Source organism: Sphingopyxis sp. (assembly GCF_035565275.1).
Lineage (GTDB): Bacteria > Pseudomonadota > Alphaproteobacteria > Sphingomonadales > Sphingomonadaceae > Sphingopyxis.
Genome location: NZ_DATMST010000091.1, coordinates 1 through 7,061 on the forward strand (window position 1 = coordinate 1; position 7,061 = coordinate 7,061).

Sequence of the window (7,061 nt, forward strand, 5' to 3'; positions counted from 1 at the left end):
GGCGGCGGGGGTTTGGGCGCGCACGCGGCGACGCTCGCAAGCAGCCCGGCGACGATGATCTTACGCGACACATTCATGAAACCACTCCCCAACCGCAAAATCATGCGGATTCAACCCCGGGTGTGCAACGCCATTTCGGCCTGTTGCACCAAAGTTGCGATAATATCGGCAACGCCCTCTTCTTCGGATACCATACCGACAGATTGCCCTGCCATTAACGAGCCGTTTTCGACGTCGCCGTCGATCACAGCGCGGCGCAATGCGCCGGCCCAATAATGCTCGATTTCGAGCTGCGCCGCCAGCATGTCGATTTCGCCCGTATCGAGCTTGTTTGCGACCTCGCGCTGTTTCGCGGTAAAGGCCTCGGTCCCCGCATTTTTCAGCGCGCGGACCGGGATGACCGGCAGGCGCGGATCGATCTGGACGCTGGCGACCGCCTCGCGTGCCGAGGCGCGCAGAAAGGCTTTCTTGAAATTGGGGTGCGCGATGCTTTCGGTCGCGCAGACGAAACGCGTGCCGAGCTGGACACCCGACGCGCCCATTTCCAGATAGCCGGCGATCGCCTCGCCGCGGCCGATCCCGCCCGCGACAAAGATCGGCACTTCGTCCGCGAGCGACGGCAGGATTTCCTGCGCAAGGACGCTCGTCGACACCGGGCCGATGTGGCCGCCCGCCTCCATCCCTTCGATCACCAGCGCGTCGACGCCCGAACGGACGAGCTTTTTCGCGAGCGCAAGCGTCGGGGCGAAGCAGATGACCTTGGCGTCCGACGCCTTGATCGCCTCGAGGCTGCCCTTCGGCGGCAGGCCGCCCGCCAGCACGACATGGCCGACGCCATGTTTCGCGCAAACCTCGATCAGGTCGAACAACTGCGGATGCATGGTGATCAGGTTGACGCCGAAGTTGCGCGTCGCGAGGGCCTTGGTCGCGGCGATTTCGACATCGAGCAGTTCGGGCGTCATCGCGCCGCATGCGATCACGCCGAAACCGCCGGCGTTGCTGATCGCGCTGACCAGATGGCGTTCCGAAACCCAGCTCATCGCGCCGCAAAGGATGGCATGGTCGCTGCCGAGAAGTTCGGTCCCGCGGGCCATCAGATCTTTAATTTTGCTCATTGGAAAGCGCCTTTGCCAGCACTGGGACTCGCGCGCAATCCCTCGCGGCACGGCGCGTGTCGCCCGTCGTGCGTGGGACTCGTTTGGGCGCAGCAACCCAACCTTTCGGCGCAGAAAGCAAATCAATCATTGTCAACTAATTCAGTTGGCATATGCTTGCGCCACGAATCCAAGAGGGAAAGGAATTATCATGAGCGCTATCAACGAAGTCGCCAAAGGCGGCTCCGAAGAGGTGCCGCGCGCCATTCAGACGGTGCTCGAAGCCTTGGACAAGCTGAAGTTCGGTGCGATCCAGCTGACCGTGCACGAGGGGCGTCTGGTGCAGGTCGATGTGACCGAGCGGCACCGCTACCCCAGCTGATTCAATAGCTCCCAACGAGGGTTGATCCCTCCTCCTGCTGCAGACCGGACCGCCGGATGTGGCAATTTTCGTATGACTTCAAAGCAACAGGAAATTGTCATGACCGCAAAATATCCGTCTGTCCGTCGCCGTCTGTCGGCATCCGCTCTCACACTCTCCTTTCTGCTCGCGCTTGGCGCGACACCCGCCCTCGCCGGGGAAGCTGCTGCCGATGCGACCGCCGTCGCCGCCGGAACGGCTGATGCCGCCGACGAAGCCGACAATGGCGCGAGCCGAGGCGATATCATCATCGTTACCGCCCGCCGGCGCCAGGAAACCGCGCAAGAAGTGCCGGTAGCGATCTCGGTGATCAGGGGCGATTCGATCGAGGCGACCGGCAACTTCAACGTCGTGAAGCTTCAGCAACTCGCGCCGACGCTGCAGGTTTACACATCGAATCCGCGCAACACCTCGGTCAACATCCGCGGCCTCGGCGTGCCGTTCGGCCTCACCAGCGACGGCTTCGAGCAAGGCGTCGGCATCTATGTCGACGACGTCTATAATTCGCGCGTCGCCGCCGCGACCTTCGACTTTCTCGATGTCGAACAGGTCGAGGTCCTGCGCGGGCCGCAGGGCACGCTGTACGGCAAGAACACCACCGCCGGCGCGATCAATATCACGACCAACCAGCCGACCTTCGATTTCGAGGGTCGGGCGGAGGTCAGCGTCGGTAACCTCAATTACCGGCAGGCGAAGGCGGCGATTTCCGGCCCGCTGACCGACAAGATCGCGGCACGCATCGCCATTGCCGCGACGAGCCGGCGCGGTACGCTCTACAATGTCGTGAGCGACCGCTGGATCAACGAACAGGACAATCTGGGCCTTCGTGGCCAACTGCTCTTCCAGCCCAATGAGGATCTCAGCATCACGCTGGCGGGCGACTACAGCAAGCAGGACCCCGAAGGCTACGGCACCACCTACGTCCGCGTTGGCAGGACGCAGCGGGTGCTTACCCGCCAGTATGACGCGCTGGTCGCGGCCATCAACGCCGCCAACCCCGGCCGCAACTATGCGGTGCCGAGCACCAATCCCTATGCCCGGCTGACCGACCTCGACGCCAGCCTCAACGCCGGCAACAAGATCGGCGGCGTTTCGGCGCGGGTGAAGTGGGACGTCGGCCCCGGCACTCTCACTTCGATTACCGCTTGGCGCTTCTGGGACTGGAAGCCCGAGAACGACCGCGATTTCACCGGTCTTTCGATCGTCTCGAAGTCGCAGAACCCCTCGCAGCAGGACCAGTATAGCCAGGAGTTCCGTTACAATTACGAAGGTGACAAGGTCGATTTTGTCGTTGGTCTGTTCGGCTTCAAGCAGCGGATCGACACGCAGGGCACCGAACAGCAGGGCCCTGACGCGGTCAAATGGAGCCTCGCGCCTTCGAACGATCCGAACAATCCTTACAACAGGCCCGAAGTGCTGGCGGGCCTGACCGCCACCAATACGCAATATCTCAAGAGCACCAGCGCCGCGCTGTTTGGCCAGCTGAGCTGGAAGGTGACCGACGCGCTGACCATCCAGCCGGGTGCGCGCGTCAATTACGACAAGAAGTCAGGCTTTTATCAACGCGTCGTGACCAATGGCGAGGGTCAGATCATCAATTGCACCCCGGCACCGGGCACCAGCCTTTCCGCCGTGCTGGCGGCACAGTGCGGCGTCTATCAGCCGCAGGAGAGCGCGCCTTCAGACAGCGCATGGAATTTCACCTATGATTTCAACGTGAACTACAAGGTCGCGCCCGATATCCTGGCCTATGCGACCTATGCCAAGAGCTTCAAGACGCTGGGTATCAACCAGAATGGCTTGCCGCTCAACTCCGACAACACGGTCAATTATGACGCGAGCACGGTGAAGCCCGAGTCGATCGACCATTTCGAAATCGGCCTGAAGACGCAGTTCTTCGATCGCCGGGCGACGTTCAACCTGTCGGCCTTCCGCACCGACATCAAGAATTTCCAGGCAACCGTTAACGGCGGGCAGTTCGGGACGGTGCGCGGCTATCTGGCCAACGCCGACAAGGTCCGGACGCAGGGCATCGAAGCCGACCTCAAGCTCGTCGCGAGCGACCGTTTCACCGCCTATGCCAACGGCGCCTATACCGACGCCAAATACAAGAAGTTCGTCAACGCGCCCTGTCCGCCCGAATTGTCCGGCGGTACGCTTCAGCCGCCGGGCGCCGCGCCGGATTATTCGAATGCGGGCATTCCCAACACCGCCAGCCCGCGGCAGTGCGATATTTCCGGCCAGCGCCTTCCCGGCGTGTCGAAATGGGCCTTCTCCTACGGCGCCGAGGCGAATGCGCCGGTCACGCTGCTGGCGAAGGACGGGCAGGTCTATCTGGGTGTCGACGGCAATTATCGTTCGCACTGGAATTCGAACGCGTCGCCTTCGGCTTATACGGATATCAAGGGCTATGCGCTGACCAACTTCCGCGTCGGCTTTCGAAGTGAGGGCCTGGATGTTTTCGGATGGGTCCGCAACGCCTTTGACGTGGACTATATCGAACTGCTGCAGGTGGCTCCGGGCAACACCGGCCTGATCGCCGGGCAGGTCGGCGACGCGCGCACCTGGGGCGGGACGGTGAAGTTCAGCTTTTGACGTTACGCCCTCTGGGGTCGCGTCAAAAGCGCGCAAAAGAAAAGGGCCGCCCTCTCGGGCGGCCCTTTCTCATGCAGGCTGACGACGGTCAGCGCTGCTGCGGGTTCTGGCGGCCCTGATCGGGGCGCTGTTCGCTGCCGGGCTGGCGGTTCTGGCCGCCCTGCTGCTGCTGCTGGCGGCGCTGTTGCTCGTCGCGGTCAGCCTGCGGTTTCTTTTCGTTCTGCTGGTTGGGGTTGTTAGCCACTTTCCATCTCCTTTTGCCGCCAAAACATGTCGATGCGGCACTTCGACAACCCATGGGACGATACCGATGTTCCAGCTACTTCTGTGCTTTCGCCGGGGTGTGGCAGGTCTGCGATGAACGCGGCAAACATCTTGGCGGGTGCGGCGTTGTAATCGGACCACTCAATCACTGAATTCAGCTTATTCGTTTAGGTCGATCGGAAAGCCGGGCCTATCCTTCCCGGGTCACAGCGAAAGGATGACGGCATCGACTCGCAACGCACCCGCTTGACAGCCTTCCGGCGACACCGTGGTCGCCCGCACGTCATGCGCCGGTCATCAGGCCGCAGCATCAATCCCGGATCATAAAAGGCCCAAACCATAAAAGGAGAGACTGCATGAACGACCCCACCCCCATCGACCCCGCAGGCGGCTGTCCGGTCCACCAGCCCGGTGGCGTGCGCGCGCTGCTTGGTCGCACCAACAAGGACTGGTGGCCGGAAATGCTGGCAACCGAGATCCTCAACCCCAACGGTCCGTCGAATCCGATGGGCGAAGATTTCGATTATGCCAAAGCGTTCAAGTCGATCGATTATGACGCGTTGAAGGCCGATCTGACCGCGCTGATGACCGACAGCCAGCCGTGGTGGCCGGCGGACTATGGACATTACGGCCCGTTCTTCATTCGCATGGCGTGGCACGCGGCCGGAACCTACCGCACCGCCGACGGTCGCGGCGGCGCCAACAGCGGGCAGCAGCGTTTCGCGCCGCTCGACAGCTGGCCCGACAATGGCAATCTCGACAAGGCGCGGCGCCTGCTGTGGCCGATCAAGCAGAAATACGGCAACAAGATCAGCTGGGCCGACCTGTTTATCCTGACCGGCAACGTCGCGATCGAAAGCATGGGCGGTCCCGTCTTCGGTTTCGGCGGCGGCCGCGCCGACGTGTTCGAGCCCGAGCGCGACATCTATTGGGGCTCGGAAGACAAGTGGGTCAACGAGGGCGTCCAGACCCGCATCGCCCCCGAACATGGCATGCACGAAATCGAAGGCCCGCTCGCCGCGATCCAGATGGGCCTTATCTACGTCAACCCCGAGGGCCCGGGCGGCAATCCCGATCCTTTGCAGTCGGCGCGCGACATCAAGGAAACCTTCCATCGCATGGCGATGGATCATGAGGAGACCGTCGCACTCACCGCAGGTGGGCACACCTTCGGCAAGGCGCACGGCAATGGCGATGCTTCGCTGCTTGGCGCTGCGCCTGCCGGTGGAGATCTGGTTGCGCAGGGTTTCGGCTGGGTCAGCGGGCATGAGAGCGGTGGCATCGGCGAGCATGCCGTGACCAGCGGCATCGAGGGCGCGTGGGTCAACACGCCGACCGAATGGAGCGAGAATTATTTCCGCCTGCTGCTCGACTACGAGTATGAACTGGTGAAATCGCCCGCCGGCGCGCAGCAATGGCAGCCGATCGACCAGAAGGAAGAGGATATGGCCCCGGCGGCCTGGGATGCTTCCAGGAAGGTCCCGACGATGATGACCACCGCCGACATGGCGCTGAAGGTCGATCCCGAGCTCCGCAAAATCAGCGAGAAATTCCGGAATGACCATGAAGCGTTCAAGGACGCCTTCGCGCGGGCATGGTTCAAGCTGACCCATCGCGACATGGGACCCAAGGTCCGCTATCTCGGGCCCGAAGTCCCCGCCGAGGACCTGATCTGGCAGGATCCGGTTCCCGCGGGTACCATGCCGTCGGACGCCGACGTCAAGGCGGTGAAGGACAGGATCGCTGCGAGCGGACTGACCGTCAGCCAGCTGGTCAAGACCGCCTGGGCATCCGCGAGCACCTATCGCAAGTCCGACTATCGCGGTGGCGCCAACGGTGCGCGCGTTCGCCTGTCTCCGCAAAAGGACTGGGAAGTCAACGAGCCCGCGATGCTCGCCAAGGTGCTGGACACCCTCGATGGCCTGCGTGGCAATCTGTCGATGGCCGATACGATCGTCCTCGGCGGGGTTGTCGGGCTTGAAAAGGCGATCGGGGACGCAGGCTTCGGCGTGGCGGTGCCGTTCGTCGGCGGGCGCGGCGATGCGACCGACGAACAGACCGATGCCGACAGTTTCGCCGTGATGGAGCCGGAAGCCGACGCCTTTCGCAACTATCTCGGCAAAAAGAAGCTCGCGGTGAAGACCGAGGAGATGATGCTCGATCGGGCATCGCTGCTTGGCCTGTCGGTACCCGAAATGACCGTGCTGATCGGCGGGCTTCGCGTGCTCGGCGCCAATCACGGCGAACGGGGGCATGGTCACTTCACCAAGCGGTCGGGCCAGCTGACGAACGACTATTTCGTCAACCTGCTCGACATGACCAATGTCTGGAAGGCCGTCGATGGCTCCGACGATCAGGAATATGTTGCGACCGACCGCAAGGGCGGTGGCGAAACATGGCGGGCGACCCGCGCCGACCTGATCTTCGGCTCGAACTCGGAACTGCGTGCGGTTGCCGAAGTTTATGCCGAGAAGGGTCATGAGGAAAAGTTCGTCAAGGACTTCGTCAAGGCGTGGACCAAGGTGATGAACGCCGACCGTTTCGACCTCGCCTGATCTTCTGGCGCCGCTGTTCCCGCATCATGCCGCGGGACAGCGGCGGCCGTACAAGACGACGGGTCGCGACCCGCCTCCGGGGACATGGGCCTGGGGGCGGGTCTTTTTTTTGAGGCTTAAAGCGACAAAAGA

At 62.6% G+C, this 7,061-nt stretch carries 5 protein-coding genes; 3 read left to right on the forward strand and 2 right to left on the reverse strand.

The window, feature by feature from the left end; genetic code table 11:
* Positions 1-110: 110 nt before the first annotated feature.
* Positions 111-1,115 carry an NAD(P)H-dependent flavin oxidoreductase gene (locus VN047_RS06820; protein ID WP_325541358.1) on the reverse strand — a complete coding sequence of 335 codons (1,005 nt, stop codon included), beginning with the start codon at positions 1,113-1,115 and terminating at the stop codon, positions 111-113.
* Between the two features lie 190 nt (positions 1,116-1,305).
* On the opposite strand from VN047_RS06820, the gene VN047_RS06825 reads away from it, so the two are divergent.
* Both VN047_RS06825 and VN047_RS06830 read left to right on the forward strand, forming a co-directional pair.
* On the forward strand, positions 1,306-1,476 hold the full coding sequence (locus VN047_RS06825) for a YezD family protein (protein WP_325541360.1): 171 nt from the start codon (positions 1,306-1,308) through the stop codon (positions 1,474-1,476).
* A 99-nt stretch (positions 1,477-1,575) separates the two neighbouring features.
* Entirely contained in the window at positions 1,576-4,110 is a 2,535-nt protein-coding gene (locus VN047_RS06830) for a TonB-dependent receptor (protein WP_325541362.1), read from the forward strand.
* An 88-nt stretch (positions 4,111-4,198) separates the two neighbouring features.
* Here the strand turns inward: VN047_RS06830 and VN047_RS06835 are convergent, their stop codons facing one another.
* Positions 4,199-4,354 carry a hypothetical protein gene (locus tag VN047_RS06835; protein WP_325541364.1) on the reverse strand — a complete coding sequence of 52 codons (156 nt, stop codon included), beginning with the start codon at positions 4,352-4,354 and terminating at the stop codon, positions 4,199-4,201.
* 376 nt (positions 4,355-4,730) lie between these two features.
* On the opposite strand from VN047_RS06835, the gene katG reads away from it, so the two are divergent.
* The gene (katG, locus tag VN047_RS06840) at positions 4,731-6,929 is read left to right on the forward strand and encodes a catalase/peroxidase HPI (RefSeq protein WP_325541366.1); all 2,199 of its coding nucleotides are present in this window, start codon (positions 4,731-4,733) and stop codon (positions 6,927-6,929) included.
* The last annotated feature ends 132 nt before the right edge of the window (positions 6,930-7,061 follow it).

Coding starts and splice junctions, on each gene's coding strand:
- katG (WP_325541366.1), top strand. CDS start 4,731: ATGAACGACCCCACCCCCATCGACCCCGCAGGCGGCTGTCCGGTCCAC.
- VN047_RS06825 (WP_325541360.1), top strand. CDS start 1,306: ATGAGCGCTATCAACGAAGTCGCCAAAGGCGGCTCCGAAGAGGTGCCG.
- VN047_RS06820 (WP_325541358.1), bottom strand. CDS start 1,115: ATGAGCAAAATTAAAGATCTGATGGCCCGCGGGACCGAACTTCTCGGC.
- VN047_RS06830 (WP_325541362.1), top strand. CDS start 1,576: ATGACCGCAAAATATCCGTCTGTCCGTCGCCGTCTGTCGGCATCCGCT.